Here is a 15573-nt window from a genome sequence, read left to right on the forward strand (position 1 = left end):
GGCCGCCGAGCCCGTGACCGAGGACGACAAGCTCCGTGCCCTCGGGTTCCACATCGACTGACGGCGGGGGGTGAGGGCCTTGGCGTTCGACGCCGGCGCGATCGAAGCGACCCTCACCCTCAATCGCACCCCGTTCCAGCGTGGCCTGGACCAGGCGCGGGCCGACAAACAGCGGTTCGTCGACGAGGACTTCACGGTCGACCTGGACCTGGACACCGCAGCAGCGTCCGGGCACCTGAACGAGTTCCGCGCCAGCCACTCGGACCCTCTCGGCATCGGGATCGACCTCGACACCGCCAGGGCTGGGGTGGCGTTCGCCGACTGGCGGCGCCTGCAAGAAGCCACCAACCTGGCCATCGGCATCAACCTGGGCACCGCGCAGGCCGGGGTCGCCCTGGCTGACTGGCGGCGCCTCCAAGAGGCCACCGCCCTGGGTGTGGACGTCAACGTCGACACGTCACTGGCCAGCGCCCGCATGGCCCAATGGCGCGCCACCGAAGGCAGCCACACCTTGCGCGCCGACGTCCAAGCCGACACCAGCGGCGCGACCCGCAGCATCGACGGGTTCAACTCCCACTGGAAGCTGATCGCCGCCGCCATCATCGCCGCCACCCCGTTCATCGGTGGCGCGATCCTCGCTGGTATCGGCGCCGGGTTCGTCGGCGTTGCCGCGCTCGCGGAGAAAAGCAACGAGCAGGTCAAGGCCAGCTGGCGCCAGCTGTGGTCCGACGTCGTCCTGGGAACTCGCGACGCCGCCAACCAGATCGTGCCCCAGATCGTCGGCGCGGCGAACCAGATCGACGCCACGGTGCGGCGGGTGGGTCCCGACCTGAAGCAGGCCATGGCGGCGGCCGGGCCCGACATTGTCACCCTCACCCGCGGTCTGGACGATCTCGCCCTGAACGTGGTGCCGGGCTTGACGTCAGCGATGCGGAACGCGCAGCCCGTCGCGCAGGGCATGGCTTCGCTGCTGGGCACCCTCGGCACTGCTGCCGGGGACACTTTCGAGTCCCTCGGCCAGCACTCCAGCGAACTCGGCACCGACCTGGCCTCGCTGGGCCATGTCGTGCAGTCCGTGCTTGGCCTGGCCACCACTGTCATTGAGGTCGCGGCGAGCGCGTGGGCGCAGAACGCCGGGACGATCGATGCGGCGATCAACGGTGTCACCACCGCCGCGTCCGCACTGGCCCAGGGCGCGCTGCCGCTGCTGTCCGGCACGCTCAGCGTCGTCGCCAACATCCTCCAGGGCATCACCACTGTCCTGGGGCCGATCGCGCCGCTGCTCGGCACGGTCGGGGGCGCCGCACTGGCCACGTGGGCCGCGTTCAAGCTCGCCGACCTCGTCACCTCAGGGGTGAAGGCCCTCGCGATCGGTGTGGTCACGCTGGCCGCGAACTTCGAGGCCGGCGCGACGCGTGCCGCGGCCTACACGGCGTCCATGCTGGGCGTTGAGGCGGAATCCTCGGCGGCGGCGGGCGCGATCACCGCAGCGGGCACGGCAGCAGCCACAGCCGGCACGGAGATGGGCATCGGCCTGTCGGCACTGGCTGGCCCGATCGGTATCGTCGCCGGGCTCGCCGCCGGGGCGATCGCACTTGGTGCGGCGTTCATTCACACCGGCGGGGACGCTGTGCAGCTCACCGGCAACATGGATTCCCTCACGGCAGCCCTGGAACGCTCACACGGGGCGATGGACCAGGCCGCGCAGGATGCGCTACGGGCGGAGCCAGATTTCAAGGCTGTCACCGGCGCAGCTGCTCAGTTCGGGGTGTCTCAGCAGGACGTGGCGGACGCGGTCACCAAGGGCGGGGCCGCGCTCGATGGACTGCGCGTCAGGCTCCAGCAGATCATCGACGCCCACAAGGTCCTGGTGGCCGACGAGGTCACAGGCGATCTGGACTGGACCGGCCAGTTCGACGCCACAGGGCAGGCCGCCCAGGGTGTCCTCACCGCGCTCAACAACCTCACGAGGGAATACGGCGACGCGTCAGCCGCCGCTGCCGACGCCACCACGGCACAGAATTCGGCGGCGGCGGCCTTGGCCAACAGCAGCCAATACCAGGAATCCGCTTCCAGCACCGCGAACCTACTCGGCCTCAGCTTGGCGAACGTCACCTCGGGCTACCAGTCAGTGATCCTGGCGTCCGGCTCGGCGTCCGCGTCGGTGGCGGCGACCAGCGAGGCGTTCCTCAAGCAGCAGTTGGCGGTGGCGCAGGCGGCGACCTCGATGACGCAGCAGTTCACGCAGGCCGACGCCCAGGTGGTTCAGGCCGAGCAGTCCGTAGCGGACGCCCACCGCAGCGTCGAGCAGGCGGCCCGCGCCGTGGCCGACGCACAGCAAGGTGTAGTGAACGCCGCGCACTCGCTCGCGCAGGCGCAACGCTCGCTGCAGGACGCCTACACCGGAGTAGCGACAGCGGAGCAGGCCTATACGCGGGCACAGCAGGCCGAACTGCAGGCCCAGCAGGCCCTGAACAAGGCCCGCGAGCAGGCCATCCAAGACCTCAAGGACCTCCACCTGCAACTCGAAGACCAGGTCCTGTCTGAGCAGCAGGCCCGGGTGCAACTGTTCGACGCTGAGCAGGCCGCGGCGGAGCAGGGTGTGACCGCGGACAACGCGCGGACGATCGCCGCGCAAGAGGTCACGGCAACGAACGAAGCCCAGATCAAGGCAGCCCTGAGCCTGATCGGTGCCCAAAACGCCCTGAACGACACCTTGAACAGCGGCGACAAGCTGCGTAAGCAGGTCAACGACGCCGACCGGGCTGGTGTCGACGGCGCGCCGGGTGTGCTCTCGGCGCAGAACGCGTTGCGGAACGCCCAGGATCAGGTGGCTTCCAGCGCTGCCGCGCTCGTGAAAGCCCACCAGCAGGTTGAGGATGCCCAATACGGCGTCCAGCAGGCGTCTCTGGCGCTGCAGCATGCGCACCAGCAGGTGACGGACGCGCAGTACCAGGAGCAGCGGGCCGCCGACCAGCTCCGCGTGGCGCAGCAGAACCTGCGAGACGCGCAGGACGCGGCGTCGCGGTCGCTGGACCTGCACACCGCCGCCGGGCAGCGCAACCTGGGCATGGTCCTGTCGCTGTGGGACACGATCACCAAGAGCGGCCTGCCGATCCAGCAGCAATACCGCACGGCGATCGACGACGTGGCCTCCGCGTTCGGGATCTCCCGCGACCGCGCGGCCGACTACCTCAAGCAGTTGGGCTTGATCCCGAAAGACTTCCAGTACAGCGTCACCGCGATCACCCAGGTCGACCGCAACAACTTCGACTCCTGGCTCAAGGGTGTGCTGTCCACCGGCGGATACGCCATGGACTCCCGCAACCAGCAGAAGACCGTCGGTGGCACCGGCTACGCCACGGGTGGCCAGATTGCAGGCCCGGGCGGTCCGCGGGACGACGTGGTTCCGATCATGGCGTCGGCGGGCGAGTTCATGCAGCCGGCGGACGCGGTCGACTACTACGGCGTCGGGTTCATGGAAGCCGTCCGCGCCAAGCAGCTACCGCGCGGCGGGGACGGCGCGGCGATGCCCGGGTACGCCTCGGGTGGCCTGATCGAGCAGGCCGCGAACAGCGTCTACACGGGCGCGTCGCTCGGCGCGGCCTACCTGGCGACGAACAACGCACGCCGGGTCATGGGTTTCCCGACCATGCCGGACCTGCCGAAATATGACCCGGCTGGCGACGTGGGCGGAATGGTCGGCTACACCCCGAGCGCCGGGGTCGCCCAGTGGGCCGGTGTGATCCTCCAAGCCCTGTCGATGCTGGGCCAGGCTCCGGGATGGTTGGGCACGGTCGAACGCCGTATGAACCAGGAGTCGGGCGGTAATCCGAATGCAGTAAACCGCTGGGACAGCAACTGGAAGGCCGGGCACCCGTCCGTTGGCCTCATGCAGGTCATCCGCGGCACCTACGCGGCATACAAGGGCCCGGACGTTGGCCCGTACATGTACGGGGTGAGCGTCAACCCGCTGTCCAACGTCTTCGCCGGATTGAACTATGCGATCCACCGGTACGGGTCGCTAGCGGCGTTGAACAGGCCGGGCGGCTACGACAACGGTGGCCTGCTCGATCCCGGCTGGACGGCGGTCTACAACGGCACCAGATCGCCAGAGAATGTGCGCACCTCACAGCAGGAAGACCAGCTACTCGCCGAGCTCCAGGCGTTGCGTGCCGAAGTCCAGGCCGCCGGCGGCGTGCACATCCACCAGTCGTTCAACGGCAACCGCTGGTCGCCGGAAGAACTGGCCGCGGCGTCCTCGCGACGGGCGGCCGAGGCGTTCAGGGGGCTGGGTTGACCACGACGGTGACCGTCGGTGGGTTGGTGATGGGCCAGCCCGCCGTGGACGACTACGGCGTGACCTGGTGGCACCAGAAACTCTCCGGCTGGCGCGACGGCGTCCCGATGCGCACCAACTTCACCGACCGGCCGCAGGGAGCAGGCGCCTACGACGGGCCCGCCTACCCGGACAAGCGGGTCATCGTCGTGGCCGGCACGCTGCGAGCGCCCGACAACCTTGAGCGAGAGCGCGCGATGCGCCGACTCGCGGCGTGCCTGGCCGACGGGTCGATGGGGCAGATGACCGTCGCCGACGAGCTCGGCACGCTCATGGCGTGGGTGCGGCGCTCGGACAAACCGACGATGACCATGACCGGCACCACCTGGTGCGACTATTCGATGCAGTTCACAGCGCCGGAGCCGCGGCTGGTCGACACACAGCTGCAGGCGGCCACGACGTTGATGGCGCAGCCCGGCGCGGGCGGGGTCGCCTGGAACGGCACCGTGCCGATCCTGAACAGCAACGCCACGTTCGAGACGGGCACGGACCCGTGGGCCGCGACCGTGGGCACGCTCGCGTGGTCGGGGGCGCGGGCGCACGCCGGCACCTACTCGGCGCAGATCACCCCGACCGGGTCCGCCGCAACGGCGGCGATCCAATCGGAGCTGGTGCCGGTCACGGCCGGGAAAACCTACCGGGCTCGCACCTGGGTGTGGGTCACCAACGCGGTGACCAGCAACTACTCGCCCTCGATCGCCTGGTACAACTCGGCGGGCACGCTGCTGTCTACCTCAGCCAGCGCACAGTCGGTGCCGGCGGGGACCTGGACCCAAGTGGATGTGGTTGCCGCCGCGCCAGTGGGAGCGACGCAGGCGCGGATGGTGCCGACCCTGTCGGGCACCCCGGCCGCGGGGCAGATCTGGTATGTCGACGACGCCACCCTGCGCTTGAACCCGACCGGAACGGAGTGGAACGGCCCAGCCGGAACCACTGGCCTGTCGTGGGGACAGCCATCCGACACCGGCACCGTCGTGGTCGACAACCTCGACGGCACCGCCGAGGCGGACCTGCTGATCACGATCACCGGGCCGTGTTCCAACCCGTCGGTGTCGACGTCGGATTCGTGGATCACCTACCAGGGTGACCTGTCGCCCACCGACACGCTGGAAATCAACACCGGAACCGGGTCGGTGCAGCTCAACGGCGCCAACCGGCGTCCCCGGCTGCGGCGTGCCCAGTGGTTCACCGCGCTGGCCGGCGAACAACTCGCCGTGCGATTCACCTGCGAGGGCATCGAGAACGCGCAGGCCACCATGACCGTGCAGTGGAGAGTGAGTTACGCATGACCGCCGTCGCGATGACCGACGCGCTGCCGTTGACCGAAGCGGACGGCTCCACCGGCCGCAACAACGGCCGCGATTTCCGCAAGGGTCTGCTCGCGTCGTTGCTGGTGCCGGACGTGAAGACCGACCCGCTCGCGGTGCGTAATGGGGTCCTGCCCCACGACTACGACACCAACGGGGTCACCTCGCTGCGCGTGGAAGCCCAGGCCACCCCCGACAACACCGCGCTGGTTCGACCCGGACCCTTCGTGTGCGAACGCGCCGGCCAAGGCCCCTACATCGGATGGACGGAGACCGCGCTCACCGTCACCCCACCCAACGCGGACGTGTCCAACCCCAGGATCGACGTCGTGTACGCGCACGTGCGCGACATCGCCAGCATCGCCACCGACCCCGGCACCGGGCCCGTGCTCGATGTCCTGCAGGGAACCCCGGCGGCCAGCCCCACGGCGCCCACCGCGCTGCCGGACGGCGCGGTCGCGCTCGCCCAAGTGCTCCGGCCCGCGAACAACTCGACGATCACCGCCGCGCGCATCACCGACGTGCGTAGGTCGTCGGGGTTGTGGGGCGCGGTGCGGGTCCTGCTCGCTGGCGACGCGGTCTCCGATCCCGGCAAAGTCCGCGGCGAACTCCGGTTCCGGGCCGCCGCCGGGTCGCTGCCGGCGCTGGTCGATTACTGGGACGGCACCCAGTGGCGCGGCACCATGTCGTTCGTCGTGACCGACACGTTCCCCGGCACCCCGGACTCGGCGTCGCTGGTGTACGGCACGGTGGGCAACTCCACGTCGATCGTGACCACGACGATTCCCGATCCCGGCTTCCCGTACCGGCTCACCGGCGCCGCGCACCTACGGGGCATGACGTTCACCAACAACATCAACGGGTCGTTCTACATCAACGTCAACAACGGGCCGTTCGCGTCCGCGATCGTTGTGGCTGGTCCAGGCCCCGAAAACATCTACCTCATGCCCGTGGGCGGCACGGTCTACACCGGGTCGGTCACCGCGCGGCTCAAGGTCGACCCGATCGGGCCAGGGAACGGCCAGATCACTTGGCGCGGCGACGTCCGCAACAAGATCACCTACACCATCATCCCGGCCTGACGGGAGGCCTGCGTGGCTATCATCCCGGTCGGCTCCCTCGTCTCCGCCTCCGGCAGCGGCCTGTCCAGCCTCACCGTCACCCCGACCGCCGTCGGCAACGCGATCATCCTCGCGGTGGACGTGCTGTCCGACTACATTTCATCCACCCAGGTCACCGGCGGAAACTGCACCTGGACCCGCCTCTACGGGCCCGTGATCGACGACGTGCCGATCCTCTACGACCTCTGGTTGGGCGTGGCCACATCAACCGGGCCCGCCACTGTTCAACTCGGCTTCTCCGGCAACGTCGGCGGCATCTGGGTCGAGACTGTCGCCAGCCAGTTCCGCTCCAGCCGCGGCCCGGCCGCCAGCTGGACACTCGACACCGCCACCCTGCAGCTCAACGCCGACTCGACCGAGGTGCCGTTCCCGGCGTTGACACCGGCCGGCCCCGGCGAGCTGTACTGGGGTTATGCCGTGGTCGACAACACCGGCGAACCCGGCGACAGCGCCGGCTGGACGTTCCAGCTGGCTGACACCAACAACATCGTCGCCTTCAAAACCTGGGTCGGTGCAGGCGACGCACCGACCGCGCACCAGGCCGTCCCCGGGTTCTCCCGTGTCGTTGCCGTGCTGCTCGGCGACGGCAGCCCCACCACGCCGACCAGCACCGCGCCGCCGGCCGTCGTGTCCCGCACGACGCGGCCCCGCCCGCCCCGCCTACCCCAGTTCCGGCTCGCGATCGCCAACACCACCACCGGGCAGGTAGTGGCCGACCTGCCATGGACCGGGGTGCCCCAATGGTCGCGAGGCATCAACATCTCCGGCACGCTGCGGGCCACGATCCCGCTGTGGCCCCGCCTAGAGGCCGACACGCTGCAGTACCTGCGGGAGCCGTACCGGTGGACGGTGCTGTGGTGCTACGGCCACCAGATCTTGCAAGCCGGCATGCTGGTCAAGACCACACCCTCTGACGATCTGAGCACCGCAGAGCTGGGCATCATGACGCTGTGGGACTTCCTGTCCCGCAAACGCCTGGTCTACAGCACTCCCGGCTTGATCTCCGCAGGCGGTGACATCACTAGCCCGGCCGCCGATATGGCGTTCGGTCCCACCTCGCCCGACCCCGCTAACCAAAATCTCTCGTGGGGCTCTGTGGCGCGACGACTCGTCGAGATGGCCACGGTCGGTAACACCTACCCGCAGTTCTGGTTGCCGATCGTGCTGCCCGATGTCACCGCCGGCACCGCGACGATCACCTACTTCGCCACGGACTTCGCCTACACGGGGCAGCGGCTGACCGAGATCACGCAGATGGACGGCGGCCCCGAGCTTGAGTTCAGCCCGGAGTTCACTGATGCCAGCGAGTCCGCGTTCACGTGGCGGATGCGCATTGGGGCGCCGCGGCTCGGCCAGTTGGGGTTCCCGCACGCCTGGGACTACGGCAAAGCCGCCCAAACCTACGTGCCGAGCCGTGACGGCGCGGATATGACGTTCCGGACCATCAGCAAAGGGCAGGACTCGCGCAACTCGAGCGGCGGCAGCCTGGCGTGGGCGGACTCGGTATCCGTCACGCCGCCGTGGGGTTTCGCCGGGTGGCCGTGGCTGCAAACGATCGACACCTCGCACGTGTCCGAGACGGACGGCTCGGTGCTGCAGAGCTACGCGGTACAGGACACGACCACCAACCAGTACCCCATCGAGACCGCGGCCGCCGTGGTGCGTGTGGATGGCCGCTCCGCCAGCGGCCTGCGCACCGGCTCACCGTCGATCGACCAGGTACTGCCCGGCGACACCGCCGTGTTCACCCTGCATGGCCATCCAACCGAGAACGACGGCCAGTACGGGCAGCGCGTCATCGGCATCGGTTCCGGCGCTGACCTGTGGACCGCGGCGCTCACACTCCAGGTACTGGGGGAGGTGACGTGACCTACCCAGCGATCCCGGACGGCCGCCCCCGCACACCACCGGATCTGGCGGCGGAGGTCGCGCGTCTGCAACGCCAGGTCGCGGAGCTGACCCGCCGTGGACCAGTTCCGACGCTTCTGCCGGTATGCCGGATCAAGTTGAACGTCAACGTGCCAATGTCCGCGGGCATCGACATGTGGGCACAGGGCAACTGGGTTGTCGGTGAAGACCCGGACGGGCTGTTCACAGCGGGCGGCACAAGCGCAAACCCCAACTCCTTTGTCCGCATCCAGAAGACCGCCCGGTACCTGGTGTCGGTGACCGGCCTGTTTAGCGGCGTGCCAGTGAACGCAACCTGTGTCGCGTTCGCAGCACTGGGCGCCCCCAACCCGAACAACTCGATCACACGCGACCCGCGCAACAGCTCAAACGCGGGCAGCGACGGCGTAACCCCGCACGCGTGGCGTGGCCGGGTGCTGAACGCGGGCGACCTCATCTACTGGGGTCACTGGGCATCGACGACCTGCACCCTCAACGCCACCAGCTTCACCGTCCCCACAGAGTTCTCCCTCTACTGGTTAGGACCAAGGTGATATGACCACTCCCGCATCGGCCTACGCCGCCGCAGCCACCACCGCGCAGAACGCCGGTTTCCAGGACCGGGTGCGTGCCGCCCTGCTCGCCGCCTGCGTCCGCGTCGGGGCCGACACCTTCACCGACCCCAACCAGAAGGCCTACTTCATCGGGCTGTCGAACTCGATCATCGGGAACCCCGACCACTACGTCACCGTGTACGCCTGGCTGCTCGCCGGGTACAGCCAGCTCGACACCGAATGCGACGACGCGGACCTTGACGCAGCGATCACCTCGCTGTGGCCCACGGTGTCCGGCTACGTCTCCGTCCAAGCCTGACACGCGCCCTCTTTCTCGACCCCGTCCAGCCCCGACCGCCGTGGTTGGGGCTTTCTCATGTGAGGACCCATGATCTTCCGTCTACGCCGGATCCGAGGTGAACGTGAGTGACTTGGCCAGCCTGCTCACGGGCCTTGCGGCGATCATCACCGCCTTATCCGGCGCGTTCGTCACGACCTGGGCGCTTCTCCGCGGCTCGCCACGCGAACGCGAGATCGCCGCACGCGGCGCGGTCCAGAAATTCCTCGAATCGCCGGACGACGACGATGACGAGCTCGCCGACGCGATCGACGAGCTCATTGCCGAACTGCGCCGCAAGCGGGGTGATGACCGGTGACTGACCCGATCGAACGCGCCATCGTGCAGCCGGCTGCCCGCTCCGCACGGGACAGTCGCTCGCACCGGCTCATTTACGTCGCTGGGGCGCTGCTCGTGCTCGGCATCATCGGGTTGGCGGTGCTGTGGTGGGGACAGCATCAGCAGATCGCGCAGCTACGGGCCGACGGCAACACGACCGCATCGCAGGCCCAGCAACTCGCGCAGCAGGTGCGGTCGCTGGGCGGCACGCCGGTGGTCGAACCGCCGGTGCCGGGCCCGCAGGGACCACAAGGTGAGCCGGGTGCAGCTGGTGCCGCCGGCGCACCAGGTCCGCAGGGACCGCCAGGCCCGGTTGGCGTGGCCGGGCCACCCGGTCCAGCAGGCCCGAGCGGAGCACCGGGTGCGAGCGGCCGAGACGGCAAAGACGGTGCCACCGGTCCGGCCGGCCCGTCCGGTGCGCAAGGTCCCGCCGGGCCTGCTGGCCCTCAGGGCCCCCAAGGGCCGCCTGGTCCGCCGGGTCCGGCCGGCGCGAGCGGGGCGCCCGGTCAGCCGCCATCCGGCTGGACAGCCACCTACCCGGACGGCAGCACGGAGACCTGTACGCGCTCCAGCAACTTCGATCCGTCTGCGCCGACGTACACGTGCACGGTCGCCCCCGTGGTGACCTTGGGAAAGGGGAGGTGAGGACCCAGCATGGCGACAGTTCTGGACTACAGCGACGGATTCCCCGGAGCGGGCGCGATCGCTGCGGCCGGGCACATCGGCGCGGTCCGCTACATCGGTTTCCCGGGCCGGAGGAAGTGCACCACCGCCGCGGAACTCGCCGACTTCAGCCGCCACGGCATCGGCATGGCGCTGGTGTACGAGGACTTCAACGGCGATTGGCTCAACGGCTACGCGGGTGGGCAGAGCTCTGCGCAGCGGGCCCGCAACCACGCGAACGCCGTGGGCTTCCCGGCTTCCCGGCCGATCTATATGGCCGTCGACCGTGACGTGGTGACCGCCGCGCAGTTCGACGTGATGGCGGCCTACCTCGCCGGTGCGGGCAGTGTCCTCGGCCGCGGCCTGACCGGTGTTTACGGCGAGCACGATGTGTGCGCCAGGGCCGCCGGTGATGGTGTCGCGTCGTGGTTCTGGCAGTGCCGCGCCTGGTCCGGCACGCCGGTGCGCCTGTTCCCCGGGCGGCACCTCTATCAGGGTGTCGGCACCGTGCGCGTGGGCGGTGTCGACTGCGACGTGTCCGATGTGCTCCGCGACGACTGGGGCCAGCACAACCACATCAACACCTTCTTGAAGGAGATCGACCCCATGTCCGTGATCCCGTTCTCGCTGCCCTACGCCGCCGACTTCGACAACGTGGCACTCCCGTTCGAAGTCGGCACCAGCAGCAGCGTCATCGCCCAGGGCTGGGTGTCGCTGCTCGCGACGTTCGGCGACAGCAACTACGAGGTGATCTGCCTCAAGGGCGGCCAGGTGGTGCCCTTCAAATCCCAGTCCGCCGCGACGGTGGGCGTCCTGAAGGAGAACACGCGCGTGTTCTTCCAGTTCCCGGACGGCGCCGAAGGCCTCGCCATCCGATACAAGAACCTGACCCCAGGCGCCCGGCTCGGCTACTCCTTCCCCCAGATCCCGAAGTGAGAGGACAGCAGATGTCCGACCAAATCGACCCCCAGACGCCGGGAACGGTGCAGGGCTACCACGCGCAGACCCAGGACGACATCGACCTGGTCAACCAGATCAAGACGCTGGAGTCGCAGGTCGCGGAGTTGTGGAAGGAAGTCCAGCGGCGCCCGTCCACCGACAAGCGCATGGCCGCGATTGCGCGCACCGAGATCGAGACTGGCTTCATGTGGCTGGTGCGCAGCGTCTTCCAGCCCGCCACCAACTTCGACAACTGAGAGGAACCATGGACTTCAAGCACGAGCTGCAGGTCATCGAAGGCCGACTCATCGACAAGGTTGAGGCCAAGGTGAAGGCTGCCAGCACGGCCGCCGCGGTCACCGGTCTGGTCCTGTCCCTGCTCGGCGCCTACGTGTTTCGTGGCGCGGTTCCGGAGTGGGTGCAGGCTCTGATCGACACTGTGGTGACCGGTGGCCTCGCGTTCGTGGCCGGCTGGCTGGCGAAGCACACACCCCGCACGATCGCGCCACCACCAGCACCGGTCACTCCAGCGCCACCGCCGACTCCTCCCGCCAGCGCCTGACAGATCCACCAGACGGCCGCTCGTCGCCCGGCGGCCGAAAGCCCCCGCGGTCCCCGTTTCCGACGGGTTGACCGCGGGGGCTTTTCTCTGTGCTCAGGAGCCGAGCGTCAGCACAAAACCGCTGTTAACGGCCTGATCCTCTGGCTCCCAGATGATGCCCCTGTTGGCGTTGCCGACGTGCACGCCGTACAGGTGCTCGCCGCGAGGCACGCCGGGGATGGTGAAGGTGTAGTCGGGGACGTCCAGGCCGCCGTTCCCGGTGCGCCGACCGTCGTTGGCCAGCCGCAACTGGCCGACCGCGAGCACCTTGTTGGCTTGGTTCAGCACCTCGACCTGTGCGCCCGGCACGATGTCCGTGTAGCCGCTGCACACGAGCCGGCCGGGGCAGGAAAGCGCGCCCTGGACGGTGAACGTGTCGGGTTCGCTGGGCTTGAGGGCGATTATCACGGCGGTTGCGGCGCCGGCGAGAACGACGACAGCGGCCGCGACGATGACGATGAGTCTGCGAGAGACGGTCACAGATTGTGGGTCGGAGTCCCGCTGCCGGATGTTACGCAATGGTCCAGACAGCTCGTCGACATGAAGCGGCCCCGCCCGGTTCGCCGGGACGGGGGCCGCTTTGTCGGTCAGGGCATGAACACTCGGCATCTCATGCAGTGTCGGGTGTTGATGGTGCCGCGCTGGTGTGGGCGCCCGTCGGGGCAGGCGTGGGTGGTGCCGGGGTGGCGGTCGACGAGCCGCGCGTCGAGTCCGTCCGCGATCAGTTCGGTAAGCACCTGCTCGATGCTGTGGCCGGTGGCGCGGGCGTGGTGCTCGGCGTAGAGGGCGACTGGTTCGGGGACGTGGATGGTGATCCGCCGTAGACCAGGCTGTACACGCTTGGTGTGAACCTGGGGTACGGCGACGGGTGCGCGGTTGCCCGGCACGCTCAACACGAGATCGGTTCCGGTCACGGTCGCCCCTTCCGCCGCTGCTTGTATCTCCTTGTATCGCTACGTGTCGCTACGTGTCTAGACGTAGCGCGATATCGTGCTACGACGGTGCGCAAATAGCGTCCGATCGGTGGACCCCGATGCCGAGATCGACCCGGATGGTCCGGTGACGCCGTACCGGCAGCTGGCCGAGATCCTGCGTGCCCGCATCGACCGCGGGGACTGGAAGCCGGACCGGCCGATCGCCTCGGAGACGCAGCTCGTACAGGAGTACGGCCTGGCCCGTACGACGGTGCGGCGCGCGATAAAAGTGCTGGTCGACGACGGCGTGGTGTACGTGGTGCCAGCTCGCGGCACCTACGTGGCGGCAAAGAAATAGCCCCCGACCAGGGCCGGGGGCTTTGTGGCTGGGCTGTCTACCCGCAGAGGGCTTGCGCGTGCTCCAGATCGCGCCGATAGTCCGTGATCCAGTCGGTGTCGCGCTGGCTCTCGGGCAGCGCGGCGAGCCCAGCCTCAAGATAGGTGACGGCCTGCTCGGCGCGGGCCGGCAGGCGGGACAGCGCCCGGCCGCGCTCCAGGTCCCAGAACTCGGGCGACCGGTAGTAGTGCCACGGCGGCGCGGCCTCGAGTTCGAGCAGTGCCTGCTCGGCAAGTTCGTGGCTCTCGTCCACCAGCCGATCCACCATGTACGCGCTGCCCGCGACCGCGTGGCCGCGGGCTTCCTGCAGGCAGTCATAGGCGCGCTCACCTGCATAGATGTCGCGGTATCGCTGTGCCCGGCGGGACAGGCTGATCACGCGACCGGTGTGGCCGAGGACCCACGCGAGGTGTCCGCGCCAAGACCACACGGTGGCGGCAAGGTCGTCGTCCTCAGCATCATCGGCCCACTCCAGCGACCAGGCGAAGCACTTGGCGGCCTCGTTGAAGTGCCCGGCGGCGATGTGCAGCCAGCCGGTGTACTGGGCCCATTGGCCGGCGAGGTCGATGGCGTCGCGCTGGATGTCGCCGCGGGCTTCGTCGGCGATGGTTTCGGCGAGGGCGAGGTACCGCTGGGTGGCCCCGTAGACGGGATCGACTCCGATCTCGTCTTCGAGGCTGCGCGTGGCGGCGAGCACCGCGGCGAAGTTCGCGAGTCCGGCGCGGTCGACGCCGCGGGGGTTGTGGGCGGTGTGGTTGAGGCGGTCGTGGTCGATGTCCATGTGCGTCCCCATTCGCGTGTGGTGCAGACCAGGCTAGTGAGATCGTGCGGTGGGTGAGAAGACCGAAAACGGCCCACCAGCCAGCGGGCCGTGTTCGGCGGCACGTGGTTACCTGAGCAGGTTGCGCCACACTCCCGCGCGGTTTTCTGCCTTGGCTGCCGCGTTGCGGTAGACGCTGGCCTGCTTGTGGTCTCCAATGCTCTCCAACATTTCCGCCTTGTCGCGGAGGGCGGTGGCGGTGGATTCCTCGTCTGCCGCGTTGTAGCGCACAGCCTCGTCAAACTTCTTCATCATTGACTCCTCTCGTGGTGTGTTAGTCGTGCCGGAGAACGTCCTGGAGCACGTGGCCCAGGATCTTCTTGTGGTCGAATGCCAGCTTTGGCACGTTGACGACCGGCCACCAGCGGGCGTCCCGGGCGTCATCCCCGTGGCTCGGCTCGGGCATGTCGTCCAGGAGGGCGCTGTACGCGACGGAGATGACTCGGCCACGCGGGTCACGTCCGGGGTCGTCGTAGATGCCGACCTGCCGCAGAAGGTGCGGGCTGTCCAGTCCAGTTTCCTCGCGGAATTCGCGCCGCGCGGCCTGCTCGAAGGTTTCGTCTTCGTCGAGATAGCCGCCGGGAAACGCCCACCAGCCGGGGAAGGCGTCGCTTTCCTCGTCACGCTGGATGAGCAGGACGTGCAGAACGCTCGCCTTCCTGGCCAGCAGCACGAGATCGGCGGTGAGGTGCGCGCCGGTGATGTCGGTGGTCATGGTCCTGTCCTCTCAATAGATCTTGCCGCCGCAGGTGGCGCAGCAGACGCTCTTGAAGATGAGGCCCTGGTGCCAGAACGGGTCGGCGCTCGGGCACGTCTGCCGGTGCTTCGCGACGAGCCGGGTGATGGAGGTGGGAGCCCGCCAGCTGTAGGTCACGACTTGTCCCGGCTTTTGCCCGTGGACGCACTTCACCGCTGGCCACCCGTCTTCCGCGCCGTGTACTTCGCCAGACACGCCGGGCATGTGGGGACGCTCGACCACCACCGGTTGCTGGTCTGTTTCGTCGGCACGGTCTGCCCGCAGTCCGACGTGAAGGTGCCGTTCCACCACGAGGTCTTGCCCGTGTGCGTCAGCTGCTTGGACATCAGTAGCCCCGGTTCAGCGGCGGCGCGGCGGCGCGTCGATTTCGTCGATGGTGGCTTCGCACCGGCACTGCCAGCGGACGGTGGTCGCGTTGATCTGCGTGCCGCTGTCCTTGGTGTGCTTGTGTCCCGGCTGATTGGCAAAGGTGTTGACCACCCCGCGCGGGAGCCTCGGCTTGGTCCATCCGCTTTTAGCCATCATGTTCTCCTATCTTGATCACTATCTGTGAGTTACTTTTTCGAGTTAGGTCCTTGCGGGCGAGTTAGGTTTTTCA

20 protein-coding genes are annotated in these 15573 nt (G+C 68.5%); 12 read left to right on the forward strand and 8 right to left on the reverse strand.

All coding sequences use genetic code 11. The annotated features are described in order from the left end of the window. Window positions 1-79 precede the first annotated feature (79 nt). From A3CU_RS53800 to A3CU_RS49380, 11 genes are all read left to right on the forward strand, one after another. On the forward strand, window positions 80-4300 hold the full coding sequence (locus A3CU_RS53800; RefSeq protein ID WP_027947220.1) for a lytic transglycosylase domain-containing protein: 4221 nt from the start codon (window positions 80-82) through the stop codon (window positions 4298-4300). Next, on the forward strand, window positions 4297-5628 hold the full coding sequence (locus A3CU_RS50480; protein ID WP_027947221.1) for a carbohydrate binding domain-containing protein: 1332 nt from the start codon (window positions 4297-4299) through the stop codon (window positions 5626-5628). Before A3CU_RS53800 ends, A3CU_RS50480 begins: the two co-directional genes overlap by 4 nt. Next, a complete protein-coding gene (locus tag A3CU_RS0141630) occupies window positions 5625-6728 on the forward strand; it encodes a hypothetical protein (protein WP_027947222.1) in 1104 nt (367 codons plus the stop codon). Before A3CU_RS50480 ends, A3CU_RS0141630 begins: the two co-directional genes overlap by 4 nt. A 12-nt stretch (window positions 6729-6740) precedes the next feature. Continuing rightward, on the forward strand, window positions 6741-8636 hold the full coding sequence (locus tag A3CU_RS0141635) for a hypothetical protein (protein WP_027947223.1): 1896 nt from the start codon (window positions 6741-6743) through the stop codon (window positions 8634-8636). After that, window positions 8633-9208 (forward strand): hypothetical protein, encoded by a 576-nt coding sequence (locus A3CU_RS0141640; protein WP_027947224.1) that lies wholly within the window; start codon window positions 8633-8635, stop codon window positions 9206-9208. Before A3CU_RS0141635 ends, A3CU_RS0141640 begins: the two co-directional genes overlap by 4 nt. A 1-nt stretch (window position 9209) precedes the next feature. Further along, window positions 9210-9527 carry a hypothetical protein gene (locus A3CU_RS0141645; protein ID WP_027947225.1) on the forward strand — a complete coding sequence of 106 codons (318 nt, stop codon included), beginning with the start codon at window positions 9210-9212 and terminating at the stop codon, window positions 9525-9527. Between the two features lie 112 nt (window positions 9528-9639). Continuing rightward, the gene (locus A3CU_RS0141650) at window positions 9640-9864 is read left to right on the forward strand and encodes a hypothetical protein (RefSeq protein ID WP_156960830.1); all 225 of its coding nucleotides are present in this window, start codon (window positions 9640-9642) and stop codon (window positions 9862-9864) included. Beyond that, entirely contained in the window at window positions 9861-10529 is a 669-nt protein-coding gene (locus tag A3CU_RS52055; protein ID WP_211246647.1) for a hypothetical protein, read from the forward strand. The genes A3CU_RS0141650 and A3CU_RS52055 overlap by 4 nt, the downstream gene beginning before the upstream one ends. Before the next feature lie 9 nt (window positions 10530-10538). Further along, window positions 10539-11483 carry a glycoside hydrolase domain-containing protein gene (locus A3CU_RS50490; protein WP_052373131.1) on the forward strand — a complete coding sequence of 315 codons (945 nt, stop codon included), beginning with the start codon at window positions 10539-10541 and terminating at the stop codon, window positions 11481-11483. Window positions 11484-11494: 11 nt separating this feature from the next. Continuing rightward, complete coding sequence (locus tag A3CU_RS0141665; RefSeq protein ID WP_052373132.1) at window positions 11495-11743, forward strand: Acb2/Tad1 domain-containing protein; 249 nt, start codon at window positions 11495-11497, stop codon at window positions 11741-11743. An 8-nt stretch (window positions 11744-11751) separates the two neighbouring features. Further along, window positions 11752-12048, forward strand: a complete 297-nt coding sequence (locus A3CU_RS49380; RefSeq protein ID WP_052373133.1) for a hypothetical protein — start codon at window positions 11752-11754, stop codon at window positions 12046-12048. Window positions 12049-12141: 93 nt separating this feature from the next. On the opposite strand, the gene A3CU_RS0141675 is transcribed toward A3CU_RS49380, so the two are convergent. Both A3CU_RS0141675 and A3CU_RS0141680 read right to left on the reverse strand, forming a co-directional pair. After that, window positions 12142-12567 (reverse strand): hypothetical protein, encoded by a 426-nt coding sequence (locus A3CU_RS0141675; RefSeq protein WP_027947228.1) that lies wholly within the window; start codon window positions 12565-12567, stop codon window positions 12142-12144. Window positions 12568-12674: 107 nt separating this feature from the next. After that, a complete protein-coding gene (locus tag A3CU_RS0141680) occupies window positions 12675-13001 on the reverse strand; it encodes a hypothetical protein (RefSeq protein WP_027947229.1) in 327 nt (108 codons plus the stop codon). A gap of 109 nt (window positions 13002-13110) precedes the next feature. Here A3CU_RS0141680 and A3CU_RS0141685 point away from each other — a divergent pair, with 109 nt between their 5' ends. Continuing rightward, a complete protein-coding gene (locus A3CU_RS0141685; RefSeq protein ID WP_027947230.1) occupies window positions 13111-13359 on the forward strand; it encodes a GntR family transcriptional regulator in 249 nt (82 codons plus the stop codon). 37 nt (window positions 13360-13396) lie between these two features. Here the strand turns inward: A3CU_RS0141685 and A3CU_RS49385 are convergent, their stop codons facing one another. The 6 genes from A3CU_RS49385 to A3CU_RS53325 all read right to left on the reverse strand — a co-directional run bounded on the left by A3CU_RS49385 (window position 13397) and on the right by A3CU_RS53325 (window position 15497). Then, window positions 13397-14191, reverse strand: coding sequence for an NsdA family TPR-like regulatory protein (locus tag A3CU_RS49385; protein ID WP_052373135.1), 795 nt, complete (start codon window positions 14189-14191; stop codon window positions 13397-13399). A gap of 96 nt (window positions 14192-14287) precedes the next feature. Then, window positions 14288-14470, reverse strand: coding sequence for a hypothetical protein (locus tag A3CU_RS0141695; protein ID WP_027947231.1), 183 nt, complete (start codon window positions 14468-14470; stop codon window positions 14288-14290). Between the two features lie 22 nt (window positions 14471-14492). Continuing rightward, entirely contained in the window at window positions 14493-14933 is a 441-nt protein-coding gene (locus A3CU_RS0141700) for an NUDIX domain-containing protein (RefSeq protein WP_027947232.1), read from the reverse strand. A gap of 12 nt (window positions 14934-14945) precedes the next feature. Next, the gene (locus tag A3CU_RS53315) at window positions 14946-15092 is read right to left on the reverse strand and encodes a hypothetical protein (RefSeq protein WP_156960831.1); all 147 of its coding nucleotides are present in this window, start codon (window positions 15090-15092) and stop codon (window positions 14946-14948) included. A gap of 32 nt (window positions 15093-15124) precedes the next feature. After that, the gene (locus tag A3CU_RS53320) at window positions 15125-15301 is read right to left on the reverse strand and encodes a hypothetical protein (protein WP_156960832.1); all 177 of its coding nucleotides are present in this window, start codon (window positions 15299-15301) and stop codon (window positions 15125-15127) included. Window positions 15302-15314: 13 nt separating this feature from the next. Continuing rightward, complete coding sequence (locus A3CU_RS53325; protein ID WP_156960833.1) at window positions 15315-15497, reverse strand: hypothetical protein; 183 nt, start codon at window positions 15495-15497, stop codon at window positions 15315-15317. Window positions 15498-15573: the final 76 nt, after the last annotated feature.

This window comes from Amycolatopsis taiwanensis DSM 45107 (assembly GCF_000519205.1).
Taxonomy (GTDB): Bacteria; Actinomycetota; Actinomycetes; order Mycobacteriales; family Pseudonocardiaceae; genus Amycolatopsis_E; species Amycolatopsis_E taiwanensis.